Here is a 24,703-nt window from a genome sequence, read left to right on the forward strand (position 1 = left end):
ACCAAGTGAGGTGTCTGACACCCTGGTGAGATTCGCTTCATGCCAGGTTCATCTCCCGAGGGTGTCAGACACCGGCAGCGGCAGACGATCTCGCCAAGCTCAAGCAGTGCCGACACCGATCGCCACTTGAACTCCAATGCCCGATGACGACGGGGGGCCGCCTAGGCAAGTCCGGAGCGAAGGCTGCAGACCGCAATCGTGGGCGATCGTGCCCACGGGGCCACGGAGTCGGGCGACCTACGAAGATCCGCCGCGACCTATGAGACTCAGACCCTCAACACCGCCTACAACAGCTTCCCAGGATTCATGATCCCCGCAGGATCCATCACCTTCTTGATCTCCCGCATCAACCGCAGCTCCACCGCATCCTTGCTATGCAAGAAATGCTCCCGCTTCAACTGCCCGATCCCATGCTCCGCAGAAATACTCCCCCCATACCGATTTACTTCATCCAACACCGCATCCGTGATCGCCGCCCCATGTTCGGCCACCCAGTTGCGGTCGGCGCCTGCCGGGCGGGACAGGTTGTAGTGCAAGTTGCCGTCGCCGAAGTGGCCGAAGATGAAGGGGCGTATGTCGGGGTATAGAGCGCGTACGCGGGCTTCGGCGGTCTGCATGAAGTCGGGGATGCGTTCGATCGGTAGCGACACGTCGTGCTTCAGGTGCGGGCCGTCGGCGCGTTGGGCTTCGGAGATTTCCTCGCGCAGCTTCCAGAGCGTCTGCAACTGCGCAAGCGAGGCCGAGACGGCGGCATCCAGGCACAGACCGCGTTCGAGCGCAGTGCCGATGACGTTTTCGAGCAGCGTGTTCAGCGCGGCTTCGTCGGTCGTGTCGGCCAGTTCCACCAGCACGTAGGCCGGGTAGCGCTGTTCGAACGGTTCCTGCACGCCCTCGGCGTGCGTGAGCACCAGGTCCAGGCAATCGCCGGTGAAGAATTCGAACGCCTGCAGGCGCGCGCCGCATTGTTCGAACAGGATCTCGAAGAGTTGCAGCGCCTGCGCGGGCGATTCGACGGCGGCCAGCACGACCGAGCGCACGTCGGTGCGCGGGTAGAGGCGCAGCGCGACGGCGGTGATGATGCCCAGCGTGCCTTCGGAACCGATGAGCAGTTGCTTGAGGTCGTAGCCGGTGTTGTCTTTGCGCAGGGTGCGCAGGCCGTGGAAGATTTCGCCGGTGGGCAGCACCGCTTCCAGGCCCAGGACCAGTTCCCGCGCCATGCCGTATCGCACCACGTTCACGCCGCCGGCATTCGTGGCGACGTTGCCGCCGATCTGGCTGGAGTCTTCGGCAGCGAGGCTGAGCGGCAACAGGCGGCCGGCGTCCTGGGCGGCGCGGCGCAGGTTGCCGAGGATGGCGCCGGCCTCGGCAACCATGGTGTTGGCCACGGTGTCGATGGCGCGCACGGCGTTCATGCGGTCCAGGCTGATGACCACGTTGGTGGCCTCGCCGTCGGGCGTGGCGCCGCCGCACAGGCCGGTGTTGCCGCCGCGCGGCACGACCGGCACGCCGGCCTCCTGGCACAGGGCAAGGCACGTGGCGACCTCGGCCGTCGTACGCGGACGAACGACGGCCTGGGCGTGGCCGTTATACAGGCCGCGCCAGTCGGACAGCCACGGCGCGATGTCCGCCGGGTCGGTGAAGACGGTGTCGGGGCCCAGGGCTTGGACCAGCCGTTGAGAAAAGTCGGATGCGCTCATGAGATGTGGGATGCGGCGGGAGAGAGAAGATCGAGTTGCAGGCGGCCGGCGGCTTGCTGCAGGTGGCGGATGGCGGCCTGGCGGGCGCGGTCGGGATCGCGCCCGCGGATGGCGTCGAACACGGCGACGTGTTCCTGGTGCACGACGGCGGTCAGGCCTTCCTGCAGGCGGCTGTTGGATCGGGCAGTGCTGACCGCCAGGCGCAGTTGCAGGTTCAGGTATTGCAGCAGGTCCTGGTAGTAGCTGTTGTGCGTGGCGGTCGCGATGGCGACGTGAAATGCGATGTCGTGCTCGACGCCGGCCTCGGGGTGGTCGAGATGGGCTTGAAGCGAAGCCAGCGCCGCTTCCATGGCGTCCAGGTCCTCCGGCGTGCTGCGGACAGCCGCCAGCGCGGCCGCGCCACCTTCGAGTTCCATGCGCAGTTCGTAGACGCTGGCGAGCTTCTTGCGGTCGACCGCGATGCCGGTGGACACCTGAAAGCCTTGCGCCCCGGTGCGCGAGACAACGGTGCTGCCCGAACCCTGCCGGCTCTGGATCAGGCCTTGGGCGCGCAGGCGTTCCGTGGCTTCACGGATGACGGCGGCGCTGACGCCGTACTGCTCGGCCAGCACGCGGCCGGACGGCAGCTTGGCGCCGACGGCATGGACGCCATCCGCGATGTCGCTGGCGAGTTGCCGGGCGACCTGCTCGGTGAGGGTGAGGCTCTTGGTCAACATGGGCGGATTATAGACAGATTTTTCAGGTTATCTGATAACTTTTAGCCAGATTCGGACCAATTCGGACAATCGTGCGGGCCTATCAAGCCGCGACTGACGCGCTCTGCAATGCTTCGCTTTCCGCGACTTGCTCGCCCTGATCCACCACGCAGCAGCGGCCGCCCTGCGCCTTGGCGCGATAAAGCGCGGCGTCGGCGGAGTCCAGCGCGCCTTGCGGGGTGCGGTTGGCGCCGGACATGATCGAGATGCCGATGGACAAGCCCACGCAGACGCCGTTGCCGTCGGTCAGCGTGATGGGCTGGGACACGTCGCGCAGCAGGTGTTCGCCCAGCCGGAGCGCGGCCGTGGCGTCGATGCCGGTGACCAGCACGATGAATTCGTCGCCGCCGATGCGCGCGGCGACGTCGTCGACCCGGAGCATGGCCCGCATGCGGTCCGCGATGGTTTTGAGCACCTGATCGCCGCCGGCGTGGCCGTGCGTGTCGTTGATGCGCTTGAAGTCGTCCATGTCCATGTAGAGCAGCGCCGCGGCGCTGTCATGGCCGCGGGCGCTGGAGCACACGCGTTCCAGCGCGGCCTGCAGGCCGGCGCGGTTGGCCAAGCCGGTCAGCGCGTCTTCGCTGGCGCGGCGGTCGCTGTCGCGCTCGGCCAGCATCGTGGACACCAGGATGCGGTTCAGGCGGTGCGAGGCGATGACCATGCTGATCAGATAGAACGGGATCTGGATGAAGACGATCGCCATCACCCATTCACCGGTGAAGAGCGCGCCCAGACACATGGGCCCCAGACTCAGGAAGATCATGGCGCCCACCAGCCGCGGCGCGCCGTAGTTGCGGAAGCAGATCCCGCCGGCCATGGCGCCGCAGGATACGCCCGCCAGTGTCGCGGCGAGCCAGTCGCCGTTCAGGAAGGTGATGAAGACGCCATAGCCCACGCTGAACGCCCAGAACAACGCCAGCAGGATGTACAGGTCGGTGTGGGTGTTGCCGCCCTTTGGGGCCGCGCGCAGCGCGGATCGCAGGATGACGACGCGCACCAGCGCGAGCACGACCTCCAGGATCAGCCACGAGATATATAGCGGTTCGGGCCGCCGCCACGCGACGACGCCCGAGATCATCAGTGTGTTGATGACCCCGCCGGCAAAAATGGGAAGCGTGCCGAACAGACTGGCGATGAGCGCCGCGCGGATGTCCGCCGGCGTGTCATGCCCGGAATGCGTCAGCCAACGTGTCAGCCGCCACTTGGGCAGGCTGAACTTCAGTCCTGTTTCCACGCCGTCATGTCCATGCCCCTCTACCCGAATTCAGTAGGCTGGCTGGCGTTATAGCAGGTATTTGAAACCTTTAGTATTGTTCTTAAGTGCAATGCGGGCAGTCTTCAGGCGTGCTCGCGGTGGCCGCAGACCGTGCATTCGGGGTCACGTTGCACGTTGACGCTGCGCCATTGCATGGTGCGCACGTCCAGCCAGAGCAAGCGGCCGGACAGGCTTTCGCCTACGCCGGACAGCAGTTTCAGGGCTTCGGCGGCCTGCATGCTGCCAATAATGCCGACCACCGGCGCAAAGACGCCCATGGTGGCGCAGTTGGCTTCTTCGACGTCGTCGGCTTCGGGAAACAGGCAGTGGTAGCACGGCGCGTTGTCGTCGCGCAGGTCGTAAACGCTGACCTGGCCGTCGAAGCGGATGGCGGCGCCCGACACCAGCGGCTTGCGGTGCTGCACGCAGGCGCGGTTGATGGCGTGCCGGGTGGTGAAGTTGTCGGTGCAGTCCAGCACCAGGTCCGCCTGCGCGACGGCATCGGACAAGGCCTGGTCTTTCAGGCGCTCGACCCGGGCGTGAACGCGGGTCTGCGGATTGAAGGCGCCCAGCATGTCGCGGCCGGACTCGGCCTTGGGCCTGCCGACGCTTGCGGTGGTGTGCAGGATCTGGCGCTGCAGGTTGCTGAGTTCGACGACATCGTCGTCGGCCAGCGTGATATCGCCCACGCCGGCGGTGGCCAGGTAGAGCGCGGCGGGCGAACCCAAACCGCCCGCCCCCACGATGAGCACACGCGCCGCCAGCAGTTTTTCCTGCCCTTCGATCCCGAGTTCGTCCAGCAGGATGTGGCGGGCGTAGCGCAGCAGTTGCTCGTCGTTCATTTGTCCTTGCTGGGCTCGACTCCGGTCGGCGTGATCTTCATGCGCTGGGGCGTTCCGCCGCCGGCCTTGGCGTCTGCCTTGGCCTGGGCGCGGGCCGAGCCCTTCTGCACCGGCTTGCCGGCCAGCAGATTCAGGGCCTGCTGGAGCTGGAAGTCGTCCTTGCCGCCGAATTCAAACACCTTGGCCGGCAGATCCACATTGTCCTGGTCGGCGCTGGACTTGATTTCGTTGGTGGTCTGCTGGTTGGACAGGTGACGTTGCAGGTCGGCTTCGCGCGGCAGGCGGAACAGGTCGCCGTCGGCCGTATCGGCAACGACGTAGTCCGGTTCGATGCCGGTCGCCTGAATGGAACGGCCGCTGGGCGTGAAGTAGCGCGACGTGGTCAGCTTGACCGCGGTGGTTTCGGACAGCGGCAGGATCACCTGCACGGAGCCCTTGCCGAAGGTGCGGTTGCCCAGCACCTTGGCGCGCTTGTGGTCCTGCAGCGCGCCGGCCACGATCTCGGAGGCCGAGGCCGAACCCACGTTCACCAGCACCACCATCGGCACCGTCTTGGTCCAGGCCGGCAGGCCGGACAGGTAGTTGCTTTCACCGCGGGCGTATTCCGAAGGCGTCGCCAGGTACTTGTGGCGGGCGTCCGGCGTGCGGCCGTCCGTGGACACCACGAGCGCATCGGGCGGCAGGAACGCGCCGGACACGCCGATGGCGCTGGTCAGGAGGCCACCCGGGTCATTGCGCAGGTCCAGCACGAGACCCTTGGGCGGTTCCTTCGCGCCCAGCTCCTTGAGCTGGCGGGCGAGGTCGGCGCCGGTCTTTTCCTGGAATTGGGCGACGCGCACGTAGGCGATGCCGTTGTCCAGCATCTTGCTGCGCACGCTGCGCACCTTGATGATGTCGCGCACGATCTTCACGACGATCGGCTGCGGGCGGTCCGCGCGCATGATCGTCAGCGTGATGGGCGACTTGGGCGCGCCACGCATGAGCTTGACCGCGTCGTTCAGGGTCATGCCCTTGGTGGGCGTGTCGTCGATCTTGATGATGAGGTCACCGGCCATGACGCCGGCGCGGGCCGCAGGCGTGTCCTCGATGGGCGAGATGACCTTCACGAAGCCGTCTTCCGCGCCGACCTCGATGCCCAGGCCGCCGAACTCGCCTTGCGTCGCAGTCTGCATTTCGCGGAACGCGTCGGCATCCAGGTAGGCGGAGTGGGGATCCAGGTTCGACACCATGCCCGAGATGGCATTGTCGATCAGGGTCTTGTCGTCGACGGCCTCGACGTAGTTGTTCTTGATGGCGGCAAAGACATTGCTCAGTTGCCTGAGCTCGTCCAGAGGCAGGGGGCTGCCGCGCTGGGCGACCGCAGTCACGCCAACACTCAGCAACACACCAGCCACCGCACCGATGGCAATCAGACCGAAACCGCGAAACTTACGAGTGCCCATGCACACTTCCCGAATTTTGTTTTCGCCGATGGGTTTGGTAATTTACCAACGGTATTTTTCCAACGACATTCATTTACCGACAGCGTTTACGCCGATTGCATTCCAGCAAACCGGCTGCACCAGCCGACACATCTACTGCGCCAGCCATTGGGCCGGGTCCACTGGAGCGCCACGATGGCGAATTTCAAAGTATAGGCCGGATTCCACTTGGCCGCCGGTTGCGCCCACGGTAGCAATAGTATCCCCGCCAGCCACCGCATCGCCCACCCGTTTGAGCAGACTTTGGTTGTAAGCATAGACGGTCAGGTATTGCTGCCCATGATCCACAATGATCAGGTTGCCAAAGCCGCGCAGCCAATCGGCGTAAACCACAGTACCCGGGGCCACGACCTTGACGGGCGTACCCTCGGCCGCGCGCAGCACCACGCCACGCCACACGCCGCCGTCCGGACGATCCACCCCGAACCTGCCCTGCACCTGGCCGCGCACCGGCATGGTCAGACCATGACGCAGGCCGTTGCCGCCGCCCACGGGCGGCGCCTTGGCGGTCTGCTGTGCCGATGCACTGCGCGTTGGAGTGGCGGGCTCCTCAATCGGTTCCGCCTTTTTGGGGGGATCCGCGGGTTTTGTGGGCGGCGAGGTATCAGCCGGGCCGCCAATGCGGGTCTGCCGCTGGTCGGCGGGACGCAAGCCGGCGGCGTCGGGGTCGGCCACGGCCACCGGGCCGCGATTCTTTTGGGCTGCCGCTTCGACCTGTTCGCGCGCCTGGGCGGCCTCGCGGGCTTCGCTGTCGCGGCGCGCGCCGTCCTCGGCGGCCTTGCGGTCTGCCTCGGCCTTGCGGCGGGCGTCCTGCGACCGGCGTTCGGCCTCGGCGCGCTTCTTGGCCTCTTCGGCGGCGCGGCGGGCTTCCTCGGCCGCACGTCGCGCTTCCTCGGCACGGCGGGCTTCTTCGGCGCGTTTGCGCGCCTCTTCGGCCTTGCGGGCTTCCTCGATCTGCTTGGCGATGGCCGCGTCCAGGTCGGTGATCAGCCGTGACAGGCGCTGGTCGTCGCGCCCGAGCTTGTTGGCCTCGGCGCGCTGGGCGGCGATCTGTCCTTCAAGCTGGGCCAGCAGGCTGGCGCGCTCTTTTTGCTGGGCGACCAGCGCGGTTTTCTGTTCGGAGGTCTCGGCAACCCCCTTTTCGATTTCGGTGCGGCGTTCGTCCGCGCGCGCCTGCAGGGCGGCCAGCCGGTCGATGTCGGCTCGCAGGGCCTTCACGGCGTCGGCCCGGGCACGGGACACGTAGTCCAGGTAGCCCAGATTGCGGCCCAGCACCTGGGGATCGTCGCCGGAAAGCAGCGCCGTCCAGGGCGACAGGCCGCTGGTGTATTGGGTGCGCAGCTGGTCGGCCAGCTCGGCGCGGCGCTTGGCCAGCACGGCCTCCTGCGCGGTGATCTGCTTTTCCAGCGACGCGAGATCGGCCGTCGCCTTGCGGTTGGCGTCGGCCAGTTCCTTCAGGCGCAGGTTGATCCGGGAAATCGACGATTCCGACTGCTTGAGCGCGTCGGCGGCCTCTTTGCGGGCCGCCTCGCGGTCGTCGATGTCCTTTTGCAGGCTCTCGATGCGGTCGCGCAAGGCGGCCTGCTGTTTTTCGGCGTCGGACTGACGCCCGGCGAGGTCACTGGGCGCGGCACGCGCAGGCAGCGCCCCACTGGCCAACATGACCGCCAACAACAACCCCGCCGTGCGACGCATAGAAATATCAGTCCTTCTTGGCCTTGCCCTGGGCTGCAACCGCAGCCATGGCCGCCTCGATCTCGGCGGCATCGCCGAGATAATAGTGGCGGATCGGACGCAGGTCATCATCCAGTTCATAGACGAGCGGCTGGCCGGTCGGGATATTCAGGTTGACGATGTCGTCGTCCGACACGTTGTCCAGGTGCTTGATGAGCGCGCGCAGGCTGTTGCCGTGGGCGGCGATCAGCACCTTGCGGCCGGAACGGATGGCCGGGGCGATGGAATCGTTCCAGAACGGCAGCACGCGGGCAACGGTGTCCTTCAGGCACTCGGTGGCGGGCAGCTGATCGGCCGGGATCTTGGCGTAGCGGCTGTCAAAGCGCGGGTGGCGTTCGTCGTCCAGATCCAGCGGCTCCGGGGCGATCGCGTAGGCGCGGCGCCAGATCAGGACCTGCTCGTCGCCGTACTTGGCGGCCGTTTCGGACTTGTTCAGGCCCTGCAGAGCGCCGTAGTGGCGCTCGTTCAGGCGCCAGTTCACGCCGACCGGGGTGTACATGGCGTCCATGGCGTCCAGGGCGATCCACAGGGTGCGGATGGCGCGCTTGAGCACCGAGGTATAGGCCAGGTCAAAGGCAAAGCCTTCTTTCTTGAGCAATTCGCCCGCCTTGCGGGCCTGTTCGCGGCCGGTGTCGGTCAGGTCGACGTCGGTCCAGCCGGTGAAACGGTTTTCAAGATTCCACTGGCTTTCACCGTGGCGCATCAGTACGAGTTTGTGCATGGTTTGGGACGCCCGCCGGGCGGGTTAAAGTTGGAGGATGGTTAAGGAATGCGCTCATTTTATAATTGAGTGATTTTGCCCGTGATTTTGCCCCGGCGCACCGCGTCCATGTCCTGGACGCGTCGCATCAGGGTTCGCCCCTACCAGGCTGGCCGGAAGACTTGCCAACAGGCAAGCCGACGTAGCGCCCGCCGACGTACTACAGGAAGCCTTCGTGGACCTTTTGCAATTCTTGCTCGATAAAAACAACATTTTCATCGTCGCCGTCGCCGTCGTATCCGGCGTGATGCTGATCATTCCCGCCCTGCGCAAGGGCCGGACCGGGTCCGCCATCAGCACGACTGAAGCCATCCAGATGGTCAACCAGCGCAATGCCGTGTGGGTCGACGTGCGCCCCGTCGAGCAATTCCAGGCCGGCCACATCGCTCAGGCACGAAACGTGCCGGCAGCCGACATCGAGCAGAAGGCCAGCTCGCTGCCCAAGAACAAGCCGCTCGTGGTGGTTTGCGACAACGGCCGCGATTCGGCCCGCGCCGCCGCCAAGCTGCGCGCCCAGGGATTCACCGACGTCGTGCCGCTTGAAGGCGGCATGCGTGCCTGGTCGGCCGCCAGCCTGCCGGTAACCCAGAAGGGTTGAAGCAGGGGGACTTGCCCCCATCTACCTATTCTTGTACCCACAGGAGCGCCCTATGAACAAAGTCGTCATGTACAGCAAGGACTATTGCCCCTACTGCTCCCGCGCCAAGGCGCTGCTCGAGCAGCGTGGCGTGGCCGACCTGGAAATCATCCAGATCGACCGGGAACCGTCCCAGCGCGATGTCATGATCGAACGCACCGGCCGGCGCACCGTCCCGCAGATCTTCATCGGCGATACCCATGTCGGCGGTTGCGACGACCTGATGGCCCTGGACCGCTCGGGTGGCCTCACCCCCTTGCTGAACGGCTAATCGCCCCTTTTTGCCCCTCCCACCAACGGAAACACTCATGGCTGATCAAGACCAAAACACCCAGCAAGAAGGCGGCAACGACGCGCCCTCGTTCAATCTGCAGCGCGTCTACCTGAAAGACCTTTCGCTGGAAATGCCGAACGCGCCTCACGTGTTCCTGGAGCAGGAAGCGCCCCAGGTCGAAGTGAGCATCACCGTGGGCGGCCAGCGCCTGGCCGAAACCGTGTTCGAAACCACGGTCACCGTCACCGTCACCACCCGCATCAACGACAAGGTCGTGTACCTGGTTGAAGGCACGCAAGCCGGCATCTTCGAAGCCGCCAACATCCCCGAAGAGCAACTTGATCCGCTGCTGGGCATTGTCTGCCCCACGATGCTGTACCCGTACCTGCGCGCCAACGTCGCCGACGCGATCACCCGCACCTCGATGCCGCCGCTGCACCTGACCGAAGTCAACTTCCAGGCCCTGTACGAGCAGCGCATCGCCGAACTGCAACAGCAGCAGGCCGCCGGCGCGAACGGCGCCGAATCGGGCATCATCCTGCCGCCCGGCGCCACCCGCCAGTAAGCACCCCGCGGCGCCCCATGAACCAACCCGCCGAGCCGCGCCTGCGCGTCGCCGTCCTGGGAGCGGGCAGTTGGGGCACCGCCCTGGCGGCCGCCGCCACCCCACCCAGCTCTGGGCGCGCGAAGCCGCGCAAGCGGCCGCCATGGCCGCCGCCCACGAAAATGCCCGCTATCTGCCGGGCATTTCCCTGCCCAAGACGCTGCAATATTCCGCTGACCTGGACGCCACGCTGCGCACCTTGCAGGACGACGCCGCGCGCCGCCTGATCGTGCTCGGCGTGCCCGTTGCGGGTCTCACGTCCATCTGCGAGGCGCTGTCGCAACGGCTGCCCGCACTGGGACTGCAAGACACGCCCATCGTCTGGACGTGCAAGGGGTTTGAGGCCGACACGGCCAGACTGCCCCACGAAATCATGCGCGAGGCCCTGCCCGGCGCGACCGGCGGCGCCTTGTCGGGCCCTTCGTTCGCCCGTGAAGTCGCGCAAGGCTTGCCCGTCGCCTTGACGGTCGCCAGCAGCAGCCCCGCCCTGCGCGAAGCCACCACGGCCGCCTTCCATGGCGCGGCGCTGCGCGTTTACGCCAGCACCGATCTGGTTGGCGTTGAGGTCGGCGGCGCGTTGAAGAACGTCATTGCGGTGGCCTGCGGCATTGGCGATGGCCTTGCGCTGGGCACCAATGCCCGCGCGGCCCTGATCACCCGCGGCCTGGCCGAGATGACCCGTTTTGGCGTCGCGCTGGGCGCGCAGGCCGAAACCTTCGCCGGGCTGACCGGCCTGGGCGACCTGGTGCTGACCGCCACCGGCGAGCTGTCGCGCAACCGGCGCGTGGGCCTGGAGATCGGCGCGGGCCGCAAGCTGGCCGACATCCTGGCCAGCGGCATCACCGCCGAAGGCGTGCGCTGCGCCCGCGCCGCGCTGGACCGCGCCCGCGCCATCAATGTCGAATTGCCGATCACCGAAGCGGTGTGCGCCGTGCTGTTCGAAGGCGTCGCCCCCATGACCGCCGTCTCGGCCCTGCTGGCGCGGGATGCGCGCTATGAAGGGCTGGGCTGACACGACAACTACCCGAGGAGACATCCTTCATGACGCATACCCGCAAGTTCCGGGTCGGCCCGCTGCTGCGTGGCCTTTGCCTGAGCCTGGCCGCCATCCTGCCCATTGCCGCCCACGCCGACTGGCCCGAGCGCCCGATCCACATGGTCGTGCCCTTCCCGCCGGGCTCGTCGCCCGACATCCTGGCGCGCACGATTTCCGAGCCGCTGTCCCAGGCCCTGGGCCAGCCCATCGTGATCGACAACAAGCCGGGCGCCGGCGGCAACATCGGCACGCGCATGGTGTCGCAGGCCAAGCCCGACGGCTACACGCTGCTCTACACGATCAACGGTCCGCTGGTCACCGCACCCACGCTCTATAAGAAGACGCTGGGCTACGACCCGCTGACCGATCTGGAACCGGTATCGCTGGTCGGCACCAGCCCCAACGTGCTGGTGGTGCCCGGAAGTCTCAAGGTCGACAACGTCCAGGACTTCGTCAAGCTGGTCAAGGGCCGCGGCAACTCGCTGAATTACGGTTCGGTCGGCCCTGGCAGCTCGGCCCACCTGGCCATGGAGATGTTCAAGGAACGCGCGGGCGTGGACCTGGCCCACATCCCGTATTCCGGCTTTCCGCAGGTCATCACCGCCATCATCGGCGGCGACGTGCAGGCCGGCTTCATGGTGCCGGCGATCGCCGTGCCGCAGGCGCGCGACGGCAAGGTGAAGCTGCTGGCCGTGACCAGCCTGCAGCCCAGCGACGCCCTGCCCGGCGTTCCGACCATGGCCTCGCAGGGCTATCCGGACTTCGAAGCCATCTCGTGGAACGCGATCCTGGCGCCGGCCGGCACGCCCACGCCGATCGTCGAACGGCTCAACAGCGAACTGGCGCGCATCATCAATAGCGAGGCCGTGCGCAAGCAGCTGGCGCTGCAATACTTCACGCCGGCCCCGTCCACGCCGGAAGCCCTGACCCACCGCATCAAGAACGAGAAAGCGCGCTGGGATCAGGTGATCGACAAGCTGAAGCTGTCGCTGGACTGATCTTCAGACCGAGGGGCGGCGCCTACGCGCCCCCTTCGTAGCCCTGCTGGCGCCAGGCCTCGAACACCGTGACCGCCACGGCGTTAGACAGGTTCAGGCTGCGCTGGCCGGTGCGCATCGGCAGCCGCAACCGCTGCTGGGGCGGAAAGATCGCCTGATGCTCGTCCGACAGGCCCGCGCTTTCGCGGCCAAACACGAACACATCGCCCGGCTTGAAACTGACATCGGCCACGCTGCGCTGCGCGTGCGTGGTCAGCGCATAGATGCTGGAAGCGACCGCGCCGGTGTCGTCCAGTGCCTCTTGCAGCGTGTCGTGCACGCGCACGGGCTGCCACTCGTGATAGTCCAGCCCCGCGCGCCGCATGCGGGCGTCATCCAGCTCGAACCCCAGGGGACGCACCAGATGCAGTTGCGCGCCGGTATTGGCGCACAGCCGGATGGCGTTGCCGGTGTTGGGAGGGATCTCCGGGCAGACGAGAATGACGTGGAACATGGCGCGCGCAATGGGGGGAAAGGTCCGCGGCCCGGAAGCGGCCGCGCGAGCGTGATTGTCGCCGATTTGGCGGCGAGGTCTGGAACGGCGGCCTGATGACGGCTTCGTGAAGGCGGGGATACCGGCGGCGGTACAGACAAGGTCATGGCGTGCGCGCCGCCACCAGCACCGTCACGCTGGCCGCGCCCGCCGCTATCAGGGCGGTCGCGGCGGCGCCGACGGTGCTGCCGGTGGTCATGACGTCATCCACCACGGCCACGTGCCGCCCGCGAATCGGGCCTGCGCAGACGAAGAGACCCACCGACCCCCGCTGCCGGGCACGCCGGCCGAGCGTGGCTTGCCGGGGCGTTTCACGCCGCCGTGCAAGCAGGAGACGCGGCGCCGGCAGCACCAGTTCCGCGGCCAGGCTGCGCGCGATCTCGGCCGCCGGGTTCATGCCCCGCTGACGCAACGACGCCCGGCTTGCGGGAATGGGCACAAGCAGCAGATCGGGCGGCAGGTGAGCGCCGGGCTGTGCCGCGGCCTCCCGCAGCGCCTGCGCCATCAAGCGCGCCAGCACCGGCGCCATGCTGAGCCGCAACTGCGTCTTGAGCATCAGGACCAGCGCGTCGCCGGGCGGCGCATAGTCAAACGCCGCGATCGTACGGCTGAACGCCTGCGGTTGCGCCAGACAAGCCGCGCAATGCTGTCCGCCGCCCTGAAGGCGCAACGCGCAGCGCGGACACCTTGCCGAGGCCCCCGCCGGCCCGGCCAGGATGTCCGCCTGACACCCGGCGCACAGTCGCGCGCCCGCGACCCGCGCGCCGCACAACGGACAATCGCAACCCAGGCGCGACAGCAGCCGTCGCCCCATGTCGAGTAGGGGCAATCGGGGCCTGCCGCCGGGATGGGCAATAATGTGAGCCATCCCTGATCAAACCATGCTCCGCTCCGGGTGATCCCGCGAGCGCGACCGAAATGTCCCTGCCAGAAACCGCAACGCCCCCCTCCCTGCCCCTCGTCAGCGCCGACGTGCCGCGCCAGTTTGCCCGCCGCGGCGACCTGGCCGACGCCCAATTCCTCTATGGCGAAGTCGCGCGCCGCATGCTCGGCCGCCTGCAGTACATCCGCGTGCAACCGCACGCAATGCTGGACGCCGGTTGCGGCGCCGGCGACAACCTGCCGCTGCTGCGCGAACGGTATCCCGAGGCGGCCTACACCGGCCTGGACAACTGCGAGCCGCTGCTCGAACAGGCGCGCAAGCGCCACGCGCCGGGCGGGTTGTCGGCCTGGATCGGCAAGCTGGCGCGGCGCGGCCCGGCCGCCCCCGCGTTTGTGAACGCGGATCTGGCCAACACGGGCCTGCCGCCCGAATCGCTGGAACTCGTGTGGTCGAACATGGCCATGCACTGGCACCGCGAACCGCACGCCGTGCTGGCCGAATGGCGCCGCATTCTCAAAGTCGGCGGCCTGGCGATGTTTTCCTGTCTGGGGCCAGCCACGCTGCGCGAACTGCGGCAGGCACTCGCGGATGCCGGCCTGCGCACGGCCACGCCGTCCTTTGTGGACATGCACGACTTCGGCGATTTGCTGGTGGAAAACGGCTTCGCGGATCCGGTCATGGACCAGGAGATCCTGACGCTGACCTACCGCAGCCCGGAAAAGCTGCTGCAGGACGTGCGCGCGCTGGGCGGTAACCCGGCCGAAGGACGCCGCGGCGGACTGGTGGGCCGCGATTGGCGCGACCGCCTGTGCGCGGCGCTGGAAGCGCAACGCAACGCAGACGGCCTGATTGTCTTGAGTATCGAAGTGGCCTACGGCCACGCCTGGCGCGCCGCCTCGCATCGGACCGTGGCGGGAGAGACCCGCCTGTCCATCAGCGCGATCGGCGGCCGGCAGCGCGGAACCCCCTGATCAGGAAGTCCCGCACCTGCCCGCCTTAGTGCAGGCGTTCCGGCACGGTGACGCCCGGCTCGGACGCCGACAGACCCTGCATGGGTTCGGACGTTGCCCGGATGCGGCGGCGAAGCACCGCGGTCGGCTCTGCCGGCGGCGCAACGGGCGCCGCCGTACCACGCCAGGCGTTCGACATGGCTTCCACCACCAGCGGCAGATCGCGCAGGCGATGGTACTGGCTGCGCAGCCAGCGGGCGTCGTTGCCGGCGCGCATGGCGTCGTCGCGCAGGGCGGCGATCATGTCGCCCGTGCCCAGTTCCTCGGCCACCGGCATCAGACGCTGGAACAGCGCGCGCAGGTGGTCGATCAGGCGCACTCGTTGCCCGTCGGGCGTGACGTAGCTGCCCTGCAGGCCAAAACGGCAGGCCTGGAAGTGATTGCTGCGGTAGGACAGCCAGGCGTTGTCGCTGGGGTCTTCCTCGCGCATCAGCAACACGGCGAGCGCCTGCGCAAACGCGGCCACCTGGCACGCGCGCTCCACCGTCAGCGGCGTGTCGCACACGCGGATCTCGACCGTGCCGAATTCGGGCTTGGGACGGATATCCCAGTACAGGTCCTTGATGCTTTCGGCCAGGCCGAAGGCGCGCAGCTGGGACAGGTGGGCCTCGAACTGGTACCAGTCCTTGACCTCGGCCGGCATGTGACCCGCCAGCGGGAAGCTGTTGACGGCGTTCAGGCGCGAGCACGAGAACAGCGTGTCCACCCCCTCGCAGTAGGGCGAGGAAGCCGTCAGCGCGATGAAATGCGGCACGTAGGGCGACAGGCGGCGCAACAACTTGATGGAGTCGTCGCCGCTTTTCACGCCCAGATGGATGTGTTGGCCGAACACCGTAAATTGACGCGCCAGGTAACCGTACATTTCGGCCAGGTACTGGAAGCGCGGGGTGTCCGAGATGGAGCGTTCCTGCCAGCGCATGAAGGGATGGGCGCCGCCACCCGCCACCGACACGCCGACCGCATCGGCCGCTTCGACCAGGGCGTCGCGCATCTCGCGCATTTCAGCCAAAAGGCCCATGGGGTGATCGTGAACCGAGGAGTTCAGTTCGATCATGGACCGCGTGATTTCGGGTTTGACGCGGTCGGCAATAGGATGATTGGCCATTTGGGCCAACAGTTCGTCAGAGGCTGCAGCAAGGTCAAAACTGCGGGGGTCGATCAGTTGCAACTCAAGTTCGATGCCCAGGGTGTTGGGGGCCGACGAAATGAACGGGATTTGTTCCATCTCGGACTCCTTTGAATGTTTGATGAGGGTATGCGCCGTTCGACCTTGAAGCCCGGCAACTTCCCGGGGGGCACTAGACGGCGGCTTGTGAACGCATGATAGCCGCAGGTTTGTGGCAAAACGATTGAAAATCGTGACATTTGTGTGCAACATCGCGAATCATCCGGTTTTGCCCTCTGAGAGAAAGTGAGCAAGCGCTTACAACACAGGATTGACGCGGGTCGCGGGCGCGCGCCCGCCTGAAAGCCAGCGCTGGCGGGGATTTCGAAGAGGGATGGGATAACCCTTATTCGGGTTATCCCTTATGAAAAGACGCCTTTCGGGCGCCTATTTGCGCCAGAAGATCGGCGTGAAGAGGACCAGCACGGTCAGCAGCTCCAGGCGGCCGATCAGCATGGCAAACGTGCAGACCCAGATCTGGAAGTCCGACAGCACCGCAAAGGTGCCCATGGGGCCCACCGGCCCCAGGCCGGGCCCCGTGTTGTTCACGCTGGCGAACACGGCCGAGAACGCGGTGATCGGATCCAGGCCCGACAGCAGCAGCAGGCTGGTGAACACCGCGATGGACATGCCATAGAACAGCATGAACGCCAGCACGGACGACATGGTGCGCGTCTCCACCGCCCTGCCGTTGATCCGGACCGGGCTGACGGCATGCGGGTGCAACATGGTGACCAGCTCATTGCGGGCCTGCTTGACCAGCAGGATGGCGCGGATCATCTTGATCCCGCCCCCCGTCGACCCGGCCGACGTCGCAAAGCCCGACAGCAGCAGCATCGTCAGCGGCGCAAACAGCGGCCACTGCGCGAAGTCGGTATTGGCATAGCCGGTGGTGGTGGCCATGGAAATGGTGTTGAACATCCCGTAGCGCAGCGCTTCCAGGGGATCGGTGTAGACATCCTTGATGAACAGGTACACCGAGATGACCAGCCCCACCCCCAGCACGACGACCAGGTACGGAATCGCCTCCGGACAGCGCCAATAGGCGCGCGGGCTGCGCTGGCGGAAGGCATTGAAGTGCGTGGCGAAGTTGATGCCGGCGATCAGCATGAACACCATCGCCACCATTTCGACCGCGACGGAGTCAAAGTGCGCGAAGCCGTCGTCCCAGGTCGAAAAACCGCCCAGACCCATGGTGGTGGCCATGTGGCACCAGGCCTCGAACCAGGACAGTCCCGCCACCCGGTACGCCAGGAAACAGAGGATGGAAAACACGAAATACACCGCGTACAGCGCCTTGGCCGTGCTGGCGATGCGGGGCGTCAGCCGCTCGTCTTTCATGGGCCCCGGGGTCTCGGCCCGAACCACCTGGTGTCCGCCGACGCCCAGCAGCGGCAGAATGGCGACGGCCAGCACCAGGATGCCCATGCCGCCGATCCAGATCAGCGTGGCGCGCCACAGGTTGATCGACGGCGGCAAGGTGTCCAGGTTGGTCAGGACCGTGGCGCCGGTGGTGGTCAGCCCGGACATCGCCTCGAAATAGGCCCCCGTGAAGGACAACGGCAGCCCGGCGCCATGGAAGTACAGCAGCAGCGGAATGGCCGCCAGCAGCGGCAGGCCGGCCCACACCGCCGACACCAGCACGAAGCCGTCGCGCGCCCGCAGTTCGCTGCGGTTGCGCCGGGTCAGCGCGGCCAGGCCGCCGCCAATCCCGACCGAGATCAGGAAGCCATCGCGGAAGGCGTCGCGCGCCGCGTCGCCCCCCACATAGGCGATGAACAGCGGAATCAGCATGGTGAGGGCGAACATCACCATGGTGAGGCCCAGGATGTACAGGGTGGCCAGGACGCGCTTCATGGAGGTCTATCCGGCCGCGCGCGGCCCACGCAAGGGGCGGAGAGCGCGGCGCATCAGAAAAAGGACGCCGAAACCTGGAACAGCTTTTCCACGCGCGGCATCTGCTGGCGCGAGGGCACGAAGACGATGACGTGGTCGTCGGTTTCGATCACGGTGTCGGCGTCCGGCAGGATGATTTCTTCGCCGCGCACCAGCGCGCCAATGCTGGCGCCCTTGGGCAGGCTGATCTTGCCCACCGCGCGGCCCACCACCTTGGACGTGGAGCGGTCGCCGTGGGCGATGGCCTCAAGGGCCTCGGCCACGCCCTGGCGCAGCCGGTGCACGGCCACCACGTCGCCGCGGCGCACGTGGCGCAGCAGTTCGCTCATGGTGGCCTGAGACGGCGACACGGCGATGTCGATGTGGCTGCCCTGCATGAGTTCGCCATACGCGTGGCGGTTGATCAGCGCGATCACCTTGCGCGCGCCCAGCCGCTTGGCCAGCAGCGAGGACATGATGTTGTCCTCGTCGTCGCTGGTGAGGGCCAGCCAGGTGTCCATGTCCTCGATGTTTTCGCGCTCGAGCAGCGCCTCGTCGGTGCCGCTGCCGTGCAGGACAAGGACGCTGTCCGGGAGCTGCGTCGCCAGGTATTCGCAGCGCTTCAGGTCGTGCTCGATGATGCGGACGCTGTACTTTTCCGCGGCAAGCTGGCGCGCGAGCCGCAGGCCGATGTTGCCGCCGCCCGCGATCATGACGCGGCGCACCGCGCGCTCGGCGTCGCGCAGCTTGCGCACGGCGCGCCGCGCGTGGTCGGAATCGACGACCAGCACGACTTCGTCGCCCGGCGCGATGACGGTGCCGCTGCCCGCCCGCAGGGGACGGCCGCCGCGCAGCACGTCGATGACGCGCGCCTTGACGTCCGGCCAGACGTCTCGCAGCTTATCCACGGAAGAATGCGCCATCGGGCTGCCATGTCCCACCCGGACGGTCACGACGCTGACGCGGCCTTCGGCGAATTCCACGACCTGCAGGGCCTCGGGGAACTCGATGAGGCTTTGCAGGTATGTGGTGACGCTGCGTTCGGGGCTGATGAGCGCGTCGATGCAGAAGCCTTCTTCGCTCATGAGTTCCGGATGCTCGGGAAATTCAGCGGAGCGGATGCGGGCGATGCGGCGCGGGATGTTGAACAGCTGGCGCGCGATCTTGCACGCGACCATGTTGGCGGAGTCGGACGCCGCACAGGCGATGAACAGATCGGTGTCGGCAGCGCCGGCGTTTTCCAAAACGGAAACCTGCGAGCCGTCCCCCAGGACGACACGCAGGTCAAAGTGCTCTTGCAGGTACTGCAACTGGGCGGGGTCGGAATCGATGACCGTGATGTCGTTTTGCTCGGACACCAGGTTTTCCGCCACGCTGGTGCCTACGCGGCCAGCGCCCATGATCAGGATCTTCATGTGCTGCGCTTGCGCGCGGACTCGATGCCCAATTGCTTGAGCTTGCGGTAGAGGTGGGTGCGCTCCAGCCCGGTCCGTTCGGACACGCGCGTCATGCTGTGGCTTTCCCTGACCAGGTGGTATTCAAAGTAGATGCGCTCGAACTCGTCGCGCGCCTCGCGCAGCGGCTGGTCCAGCGAGATGCTGCCAAGCTGGCCATTGGACGTGGCCGGCGCATCGCTGGCGGACACGGCGGCCAGCGCGGCGGGCGGATCCAGTTCGTCTTCCAGCGCCACGACCGGGCTGGCGGCAGCCGGATTGGCGGCGGCGGGCGCCGCATGCGGCACGCGGCCGCGCGCCAGGCCCGCGGCAACGGTCTTGAGCAAACGCTGCAGCGTGATGGGTTTTTCGAGGAAATCCATGGCGCCGATGCGCGTGGCTTCGACCGCCGTGTCGATGGTGGCATGGCCGCTCATCATGATGACAGGCATGTCCAGCAAGCCCTGCGAGCCCCACTCCTTGAGCAGGCTGACACCGTCGGTGTCGGGCATCCATATATCCAGCAACACCAGATCGGGACGCATGCGAAGACGAGCAGCGCGCGCTTGCGCCGCGTTTTCGGCCAGCTCGACCGTGTGTCCCTCGTCGTAAAGGATTTCCGACAAGAGCTCGCGTATACCGACTTCGTCGTCAACCACCAGAATTCTGGCCATAAAGCATCCACCTATTGCGTAGCCGCATTATCCTTTTCTTGCGCGGTGGCGTCCATAGTGTCGGACCCGGGCGCGAGCCGGGTCAACAGGATGGAAATCCGCGCCCCTCCTTCCTTGCGGTTGGCAAGGTCGATACGTCCGCCATGCTCTTCCACGATCTTGCGGACGATTGCCAATCCTAACCCAGTCCCGTGGGACTTTGTGGTTACGTAGGGCTCAAATGCGCGCTGCATGACCTGCGGCGGGAAGCCCGGACCGGTGTCCGCCACCGTGAAACGCAGCGCCTGATGCGCCACGCGATCGGGCTGTTCGCTGCGCATGAGCTGGGTCGTCACGCTGACGCGGCCCTGCCCGCCCAGTTCCGCGATCGCGTCGCGCGCATTGGAAAGCAGGTTGTGGATCACCTGCCGAAGCTGGGTCGGATCGCCCTCGATGTCGGGCAGGTCGGCGCCCAGGCTGACGTCAAGATTCAAGGCCTTTTCCGTCAGGCGCGGCGAGGCGCCCTCCGGCTCCCAGCCATAGAGCGTCAGCACGTCCGCCACCAGCGCGTTGAAATTGATGCGCTGCATGACGGCCGGCGGCGTGCGCGCGTACTCGCGGAAGTCGTCCACCATCTGCTTGAGCGACGCCACCTGATTCACGATCGTGTTGGTGGAGCGCGCCACGATCTGCGCCTCGGCGGGCGGCAACTTGCCTTCCAGCTTCATGGCCAGGCGCTCGGCCGAAAGCTGGATCGGGGTCAGCGGATTCTTGATTTCGTGGGCCAGGCGGCGCGCCACCTCGCCCCACGCCACCGTCCGGTTGGCGGAAATGACTTCGGTGATGTCGTCGAACACCACCAGATAGCCGTTGCCGCGCCCGTCCACCCGCAGGTGCGTGCCCCGCGCCAGCAGGGTCAGCGGCTGGGATGCGGTTTCGCCTTCGGCCTGGGCGGGCGCAATTTCGAACTGCTGCTGCCAGTGCTGGCGTTCGGAGCCGACCGCCGCGTGCGTCGAAAACGCCTGGCGCACGATATTCGCAAATTCCAGCATGCCGTCAGCGGTCTCCAGCGGGCGGCCGATGACCGAGCGCAGGTCCGCGCCCAGGATGGTCTGAGCGCCCTGGTTGACGGTGGTGACGCGGAACGATTCGTCGAACACCAGCACGCCGGAAGACAGGTTGGACAGCACGCTTTCCAGATAGACATTGGAGCGTTCAAGCTGCTGGCGGTTGCTTTCGACCATGCGGCGCGCCTCGTCGAGCTGGCGGGTCATGGCGTTGAACGACCGCGTGAGCTGGCCGACTTCGTCACGTTCCGGCGGCTCCGGCAGGGGCCGGTAGTCGCCCACGCCCACCGCCTGCGTGCCGCCCGCCAGGCTGAGCAGCGGGCGCACCAGCCGCTTGGACAGGGACAGCGCGACCGCGATGGCGCCAAACGCCGCCAGCAGCAGGGCCAGCGTCAGCGTGATGCCGTAGAGCTTGCGCAGGCCCAGGCGCGACAGCGCCAATTCCTGGTAATCGCGAAAACCTTGCTGCACGAGGTTGGCGTTGTGCGCGATCTGTTCGGGCACCGGCTGCAGCAATTGCAGCCAGCGCGGCTCGGAGGCCGGACCCAGCAGGTTGTCGTAGCGGTCCGGGCCGGTCAGGGGGATCACCACCCGCAGATGCAGGCCGCCTTCGGCGCCCGGCGTGACGGGGTCGTCGGCTTCGGCGGCGGAATAGCCGCGCGCCAGCCGCAACTGGTTCATTACCGTAGAGGGCGGCATGGCCGGCAGAAGCTGGCCGTACTGGCTGGTCGAAAACGCCACCATGCGGCCGCTGCCCGTGAACACCATGGCTTCCTGCACCCCGTTGGCCTCCCGCAGCCGGGTCAGCGCCAGCGTCACGCCGCTGTCGGTGCTGCGGTTCAGTTCCACGGCCATCGAGCGGGCCCGCGCGTCCAGGTCGGCCAGCAGCGAGTCGAGCGCGGCACGGCCCAGGTTCAAGCCGGCTTCCAGCGCCGTGTCCACGCGCACGTTGAACCAGGATTCGATCGAGCGCGACATGAACTGCACCGATACGGTGTAGATGAGCGCGCCGGGCACCACGCCGATCAGGGCGAAGGCGAGGGAAAAGCGGGCGGTGAGCCGCGCGCCGAACTGCCGGCGCCGGATCTGCCGGGCCAGCCGCACCGTCAGCGCCACCACCCAGATAAAGAGCGCCAGCGCGAAAATGCCGTTCAGGACCAGCAGCGTGTCGTAGTAGCGCGCAAAACGCGAGGCGTTTCCAGTGGACCAGGCCAAGAGGCCCAGCAGCGCCAGGCCGCTCACGGCGCCGACCATCAGCGCCAGCCGAAGCAAAAGCCTCATGAGGGATCTTTCTCCTTGTCGCCCAGCATGAACGAGAAGTCCATCCACGGCGTCGCCTGCGCCCACGAACTGCTGTTCAGGGCGTTGACCTGAAACGGCCGGGGCAACAACGACGTATCCAGCCTCAGGCGCACCTGCCCTTCATATTGGACGCCCACGTCAAACTCGGCGGCATCCGCGACCTGCCAATTGCGGATATGCCGGATGACGCTCATGGCGTCGTCCAGCGAGGCCACCGGAAAGGACAATTCGCCCACGCCCGCCCGCCACTGACGGGTCAGCGCGTTATAGACCACCCGCCAGGTGCGGGACGTGTCCACCAGCGATTTGTCGAACCAGTACCAACGCTCGCGCGTGATGGTCAGGTCGGCCGTGAAATACAGGGCGACGCCGCGCTGGGCGGCGTCGCGCAACTGCTGGTTAAGCTCGAATTCGACGTCTGCGTCGATTTCCAGGTTACCGCCGCGCACCGCCGGCTCGACGCGTGTGACACGCGGCTCGGACGCGTGAGCCACGCCCCCCGGCGCAGTCAAAAGCACGGCAGATACCAGCAACAACCCAAGAAATACGCGCGAAATAATGGACATACGGCACCGGAACTACGTCATGCCCCTATTCTTCGGGATTCAGGACTGCTTGGCAAACAAGGCGTAGAAAAACCCGTCGTGTTGCGCCGCGGGTGTTGCATCGACCGCAACTGGCAGCAATTGGCCGGGCGCGTCCAGGCGGATCGCGTCGGGGTGGCGCTGCAGGAATTCCAGGGCCTGGCGCGTGCCTTCGATCGGGAACACCGAGCACGTCACATAGAGCAGACGGCCGCCGGGGGCCACGGTGGACCACAGCGCGTCCAGAATCCGAATCTGCAGGCTGGCGGTGCGGCGCAGGTCGTTTTCGCGGCGCAGCCAGCGGATGTCGGGGTGGCGCCGGACGATGCCCGATGCCGTGCACGGCACGTCGGCCAGTACCGCGTCAAAGGGTTTGCCGTCCCACCAGGCGTCCAGGTCGGCGGCGTCGGCCGCCTTCAGCCGGACGTGGCCGCCGCCCAGGCCCAGCCGCGCCAGGTTCTGTTCGACGCGGCCAAGGCGGTCGGCGTCGGTATCCAGGGCAAGCAGGTCGATGTCGGCGAGTTCAAGCAGGTGCGCCGTCTTGCCGCCGGGCGCCGAGCAGGCGTCCAGCACCCGCATGCCGTTGGCAGGCGCCAGCAATTCAGCCGCGAGCTGCGCGCCCGCGTCCTGCACCGACCACCACCCCTCGGCAAATCCCGGCAACTGCGTTACCGGTTTGGGCGTGGCAAGCACCACGCCCGACTGGCCCACGGCTTCTGCCGCCAGACCCGCATCGTCAAAGGCAGCCAGCACCTGCTCGCGCGTGGCGCGGCGGCGGTTGACCCGCAAGGTCAGCGGGGCCGGCAGGTTGGACGCCGCCAGGATCTCGCGCCATTGCTTCGGATACGCCACGGTAAGTTGCTTGACCCACCAGCCGGGATGATTGAATTGCGCCTCGGGGCTGTCGGCCACCGACGCCTCCAGCGCGGCGCGCTCGCGCAGGAAGCGGCGCAGGCAGGCGTTGAGCATGCCCTTGAAGGACGCCAGCGCGCGCGAGCCGGCCGCCGCGGTCACCGCCTGGTCCACGACCGTGTGCGGGGCGTAGACCGGCATGCCCGGCAGGCTCGCCGCGGCATCGCCCTCTTCCTTGAGCAGCGTCAGCGACACCAGCAGCAGGGATTCGAACAGCACGCTGGGATAGCGCTGCACCATCTCGCGGCCGACGGCGTCGGCCCAGCCCAGGTAGCGCATCGCATGGAACGACACGGCCTGCGTGGCCGGACGCAGCGCGCCATCGACCTCGGCCAGCGCCTCCGTGAGCGAGCGGCCGTCGAGCACGTCCTCCACCACCCCCGCGCTGGCAAGAAGAACGGAAGAAAGCGGGGGGGCCAGATTGGGGGAGTCAGGACGGGTGGACATGGTGCGAAATCAAAGAGTAAGACCGCTATGGTAGCCCGGACCTGGACGGACGGCGGCGCGCGCGGCACACTGGCTCCCTGCCCCGGAGCCCCGCCATGTCCTTCGCCACGCTACTGCTTTTCATCCTGGCCTCTGCCGTCGCCATCATCACGCCCGGCCCGACCGTGCTGCTCGCCATGAGCAACGGTTCGCGCCACGGCGTGCGCGCCGCCTGCTGGGGCATGGGCGGCGCGGTGCTGGCGGACCTGGTCCTGATCGGCGCCGTGGCCTGCGGCCTGGGCGTTCTGCTGGCCGCCTCCGAGGTCGCCTTCCAGATCGTCAAATGGGTGGGCGCCGCGTATCTGGCCTGGCTGGGCTGGAAGCTCCTGCGGTCCGACGCGGCGCTGACCCTGCCGTCCGAACGCGCCCACGATGCGCGCCCGGCCGGGCTGGCGCTGGGCCTGCGCAGCTTCGTCGTGGCCCTGACCAATCCCAAGGCCCTGCTGTTCATGTCGGCCTTCCTGCCTCAGTTCATCAACCCCGCCGCCCCCCTGCCCGCCCAATACGCCATCCTGGCCGGCGTCCTGGCGCTGCTGAACGTGGCGACGATGCTGGCCTACGCGGCGCTTGGCGCGCAGATGGTGCGCGCCTTCCGGGCGGGCGGCCTGCGCTGGCTGAACCGGATCTGCGGCGGCATGTTGATCGGACTGGCGGGCACGCTGGCGCTGTATCGCCGCGCCGCGGCCTGAATCGCGGATCCCGATCACTGTCCGCGCGCCGGTCCGTCC

At 67.0% G+C, this 24,703-nt stretch carries 22 protein-coding genes and 1 pseudogene; 7 read left to right on the forward strand and 16 right to left on the reverse strand.

Going from position 1 to position 24,703, the window contains the following annotated elements; all coding sequences use genetic code 11:
- Window positions 1–284: 284 nt before the first annotated feature.
- The 7 genes from AC6LJW_RS26945 to gpmA all read right to left on the reverse strand — a co-directional run bounded on the left by AC6LJW_RS26945 (window position 285) and on the right by gpmA (window position 8,485).
- Complete coding sequence (locus AC6LJW_RS26945; protein ID WP_498088755.1) at window positions 285–1,697, reverse strand: FAD-binding oxidoreductase; 1,413 nt, start codon at window positions 1,695–1,697, stop codon at window positions 285–287.
- The gene (locus tag AC6LJW_RS26950; RefSeq protein WP_056559950.1) at window positions 1,694–2,413 is read right to left on the reverse strand and encodes a FadR/GntR family transcriptional regulator; all 720 of its coding nucleotides are present in this window, start codon (window positions 2,411–2,413) and stop codon (window positions 1,694–1,696) included. The genes AC6LJW_RS26945 and AC6LJW_RS26950 overlap by 4 nt, the downstream gene beginning before the upstream one ends.
- An 82-nt stretch (window positions 2,414–2,495) precedes the next feature.
- Window positions 2,496–3,686 (reverse strand): GGDEF domain-containing protein, encoded by a 1,191-nt coding sequence (locus AC6LJW_RS26955; protein ID WP_056559952.1) that lies wholly within the window; start codon window positions 3,684–3,686, stop codon window positions 2,496–2,498.
- A 104-nt stretch (window positions 3,687–3,790) separates the two neighbouring features.
- Window positions 3,791–4,549, reverse strand: coding sequence for a HesA/MoeB/ThiF family protein (locus tag AC6LJW_RS26960; protein ID WP_056559954.1), 759 nt, complete (start codon window positions 4,547–4,549; stop codon window positions 3,791–3,793).
- Window positions 4,546–5,991 (reverse strand): S41 family peptidase, encoded by a 1,446-nt coding sequence (locus tag AC6LJW_RS26965; protein ID WP_056559956.1) that lies wholly within the window; start codon window positions 5,989–5,991, stop codon window positions 4,546–4,548. The genes AC6LJW_RS26960 and AC6LJW_RS26965 overlap by 4 nt, the downstream gene beginning before the upstream one ends.
- 132 nt (window positions 5,992–6,123) lie before the next feature.
- Window positions 6,124–7,725: a murein hydrolase activator EnvC family protein gene (locus AC6LJW_RS26970; protein ID WP_498088756.1), complete on the reverse strand. Its 1,602-nt coding sequence runs from the start codon at window positions 7,723–7,725 to the stop codon at window positions 6,124–6,126.
- Window positions 7,726–7,732: 7 nt separating this feature from the next.
- A complete protein-coding gene (gpmA, locus tag AC6LJW_RS26975; RefSeq protein WP_056559959.1) occupies window positions 7,733–8,485 on the reverse strand; it encodes a 2,3-diphosphoglycerate-dependent phosphoglycerate mutase in 753 nt (250 codons plus the stop codon).
- Window positions 8,486–8,699: 214 nt separating this feature from the next.
- Here gpmA and AC6LJW_RS26980 point away from each other — a divergent pair, with 214 nt between their 5' ends.
- From AC6LJW_RS26980 to AC6LJW_RS27000, 5 genes and pseudogenes are all read left to right on the forward strand, one after another.
- Window positions 8,700–9,122, forward strand: a complete 423-nt coding sequence (locus AC6LJW_RS26980) for a rhodanese-like domain-containing protein (RefSeq protein WP_056559961.1) — start codon at window positions 8,700–8,702, stop codon at window positions 9,120–9,122.
- A 52-nt stretch (window positions 9,123–9,174) separates the two neighbouring features.
- Window positions 9,175–9,432, forward strand: coding sequence for a glutaredoxin 3 (gene grxC / locus AC6LJW_RS26985; protein WP_056559963.1), 258 nt, complete (start codon window positions 9,175–9,177; stop codon window positions 9,430–9,432).
- A gap of 37 nt (window positions 9,433–9,469) precedes the next feature.
- The gene (gene secB, locus AC6LJW_RS26990; RefSeq protein ID WP_056559965.1) at window positions 9,470–10,000 is read left to right on the forward strand and encodes a protein-export chaperone SecB; all 531 of its coding nucleotides are present in this window, start codon (window positions 9,470–9,472) and stop codon (window positions 9,998–10,000) included.
- Between the two features lie 17 nt (window positions 10,001–10,017).
- Window positions 10,018–11,051, forward strand: a pseudogene (locus AC6LJW_RS26995) (NAD(P)H-dependent glycerol-3-phosphate dehydrogenase).
- Between the two features lie 29 nt (window positions 11,052–11,080).
- The gene (locus AC6LJW_RS27000) at window positions 11,081–12,073 is read left to right on the forward strand and encodes a Bug family tripartite tricarboxylate transporter substrate binding protein (RefSeq protein WP_056559969.1); all 993 of its coding nucleotides are present in this window, start codon (window positions 11,081–11,083) and stop codon (window positions 12,071–12,073) included.
- A 22-nt stretch (window positions 12,074–12,095) separates the two neighbouring features.
- Here AC6LJW_RS27000 and AC6LJW_RS27005 read toward each other — a convergent pair whose 3' ends face one another.
- Complete coding sequence (locus tag AC6LJW_RS27005; protein WP_498088757.1) at window positions 12,096–12,566, reverse strand: tRNA (cytidine(34)-2'-O)-methyltransferase; 471 nt, start codon at window positions 12,564–12,566, stop codon at window positions 12,096–12,098.
- A gap of 142 nt (window positions 12,567–12,708) precedes the next feature.
- Window positions 12,709–13,434, reverse strand: a complete 726-nt coding sequence (locus tag AC6LJW_RS27010) for a ComFC family protein (RefSeq protein WP_498088758.1) — start codon at window positions 13,432–13,434, stop codon at window positions 12,709–12,711.
- Between the two features lie 89 nt (window positions 13,435–13,523).
- On the opposite strand from AC6LJW_RS27010, the gene AC6LJW_RS27015 reads away from it, so the two are divergent.
- Window positions 13,524–14,459 carry a methyltransferase domain-containing protein gene (locus AC6LJW_RS27015; protein WP_056559973.1) on the forward strand — a complete coding sequence of 312 codons (936 nt, stop codon included), beginning with the start codon at window positions 13,524–13,526 and terminating at the stop codon, window positions 14,457–14,459.
- A gap of 25 nt (window positions 14,460–14,484) precedes the next feature.
- Here AC6LJW_RS27015 and AC6LJW_RS27020 read toward each other — a convergent pair whose 3' ends face one another.
- From AC6LJW_RS27020 to rsmB, 7 genes are all read right to left on the reverse strand, one after another.
- A complete protein-coding gene (locus AC6LJW_RS27020; RefSeq protein ID WP_056559975.1) occupies window positions 14,485–15,723 on the reverse strand; it encodes a YbdK family carboxylate-amine ligase in 1,239 nt (412 codons plus the stop codon).
- A 327-nt stretch (window positions 15,724–16,050) separates the two neighbouring features.
- The gene (locus AC6LJW_RS27025; protein ID WP_056559978.1) at window positions 16,051–17,520 is read right to left on the reverse strand and encodes a TrkH family potassium uptake protein; all 1,470 of its coding nucleotides are present in this window, start codon (window positions 17,518–17,520) and stop codon (window positions 16,051–16,053) included.
- Between the two features lie 53 nt (window positions 17,521–17,573).
- Entirely contained in the window at window positions 17,574–18,953 is a 1,380-nt protein-coding gene (gene trkA, locus AC6LJW_RS27030) for a Trk system potassium transporter TrkA (protein WP_056559980.1), read from the reverse strand.
- Entirely contained in the window at window positions 18,950–19,645 is a 696-nt protein-coding gene (locus AC6LJW_RS27035) for a response regulator (protein WP_056559982.1), read from the reverse strand. The genes trkA and AC6LJW_RS27035 overlap by 4 nt, the downstream gene beginning before the upstream one ends.
- An 11-nt stretch (window positions 19,646–19,656) precedes the next feature.
- Window positions 19,657–21,972, reverse strand: a complete 2,316-nt coding sequence (locus AC6LJW_RS27040) for a sensor histidine kinase (RefSeq protein ID WP_056559984.1) — start codon at window positions 21,970–21,972, stop codon at window positions 19,657–19,659.
- The gene (locus AC6LJW_RS27045) at window positions 21,969–22,559 is read right to left on the reverse strand and encodes a DUF4390 domain-containing protein (RefSeq protein ID WP_082578771.1); all 591 of its coding nucleotides are present in this window, start codon (window positions 22,557–22,559) and stop codon (window positions 21,969–21,971) included. The genes AC6LJW_RS27040 and AC6LJW_RS27045 overlap by 4 nt, the downstream gene beginning before the upstream one ends.
- A gap of 39 nt (window positions 22,560–22,598) precedes the next feature.
- The gene (rsmB, locus tag AC6LJW_RS27050; protein ID WP_056559986.1) at window positions 22,599–23,936 is read right to left on the reverse strand and encodes a 16S rRNA (cytosine(967)-C(5))-methyltransferase RsmB; all 1,338 of its coding nucleotides are present in this window, start codon (window positions 23,934–23,936) and stop codon (window positions 22,599–22,601) included.
- A 95-nt stretch (window positions 23,937–24,031) separates the two neighbouring features.
- Here rsmB and AC6LJW_RS27055 point away from each other — a divergent pair, with 95 nt between their 5' ends.
- Window positions 24,032–24,664, forward strand: coding sequence for a LysE family translocator (locus AC6LJW_RS27055; RefSeq protein ID WP_498088759.1), 633 nt, complete (start codon window positions 24,032–24,034; stop codon window positions 24,662–24,664).
- Window positions 24,665–24,703 lie beyond the last annotated feature (39 nt).

Source organism: Achromobacter sp. 1012554356 (genome assembly GCF_059760815.1).

Excerpts from the sequence above, each read along its gene's own strand:
- AC6LJW_RS26945 (WP_498088755.1), bottom strand. The coding sequence starts at position 1,697 with ATGAGCGCATCCGACTTTTCTCAACGGCTGGTCCAAGCCCTGGGCCCC.
- AC6LJW_RS26950 (WP_056559950.1), bottom strand. The coding sequence starts at position 2,413 with ATGTTGACCAAGAGCCTCACCCTCACCGAGCAGGTCGCCCGGCAACTC.
- AC6LJW_RS26960 (WP_056559954.1), bottom strand. The coding sequence starts at position 4,549 with ATGAACGACGAGCAACTGCTGCGCTACGCCCGCCACATCCTGCTGGAC.
- AC6LJW_RS26965 (WP_056559956.1), bottom strand. The coding sequence starts at position 5,991 with ATGGGCACTCGTAAGTTTCGCGGTTTCGGTCTGATTGCCATCGGTGCG.
- AC6LJW_RS26970 (WP_498088756.1), bottom strand. The coding sequence starts at position 7,725 with ATGCGTCGCACGGCGGGGTTGTTGTTGGCGGTCATGTTGGCCAGTGGG.
- gpmA (WP_056559959.1), bottom strand. The coding sequence starts at position 8,485 with ATGCACAAACTCGTACTGATGCGCCACGGTGAAAGCCAGTGGAATCTT.
- grxC (WP_056559963.1), top strand. The coding sequence starts at position 9,175 with ATGAACAAAGTCGTCATGTACAGCAAGGACTATTGCCCCTACTGCTCC.
- secB (WP_056559965.1), top strand. The coding sequence starts at position 9,470 with ATGGCTGATCAAGACCAAAACACCCAGCAAGAAGGCGGCAACGACGCG.
- AC6LJW_RS27000 (WP_056559969.1), top strand. The coding sequence starts at position 11,081 with ATGACGCATACCCGCAAGTTCCGGGTCGGCCCGCTGCTGCGTGGCCTT.
- AC6LJW_RS27005 (WP_498088757.1), bottom strand. The coding sequence starts at position 12,566 with ATGTTCCACGTCATTCTCGTCTGCCCGGAGATCCCTCCCAACACCGGC.
- AC6LJW_RS27015 (WP_056559973.1), top strand. The coding sequence starts at position 13,524 with ATGTCCCTGCCAGAAACCGCAACGCCCCCCTCCCTGCCCCTCGTCAGC.
- AC6LJW_RS27020 (WP_056559975.1), bottom strand. The coding sequence starts at position 15,723 with ATGGAACAAATCCCGTTCATTTCGTCGGCCCCCAACACCCTGGGCATC.
- AC6LJW_RS27025 (WP_056559978.1), bottom strand. The coding sequence starts at position 17,520 with ATGAAGCGCGTCCTGGCCACCCTGTACATCCTGGGCCTCACCATGGTG.
- trkA (WP_056559980.1), bottom strand. The coding sequence starts at position 18,953 with ATGAAGATCCTGATCATGGGCGCTGGCCGCGTAGGCACCAGCGTGGCG.
- AC6LJW_RS27035 (WP_056559982.1), bottom strand. The coding sequence starts at position 19,645 with ATGGCCAGAATTCTGGTGGTTGACGACGAAGTCGGTATACGCGAGCTC.
- AC6LJW_RS27040 (WP_056559984.1), bottom strand. The coding sequence starts at position 21,972 with ATGAGGCTTTTGCTTCGGCTGGCGCTGATGGTCGGCGCCGTGAGCGGC.
- AC6LJW_RS27045 (WP_082578771.1), bottom strand. The coding sequence starts at position 22,559 with ATGTCCATTATTTCGCGCGTATTTCTTGGGTTGTTGCTGGTATCTGCC.
- rsmB (WP_056559986.1), bottom strand. The coding sequence starts at position 23,936 with ATGTCCACCCGTCCTGACTCCCCCAATCTGGCCCCCCCGCTTTCTTCC.
- AC6LJW_RS27055 (WP_498088759.1), top strand. The coding sequence starts at position 24,032 with ATGTCCTTCGCCACGCTACTGCTTTTCATCCTGGCCTCTGCCGTCGCC.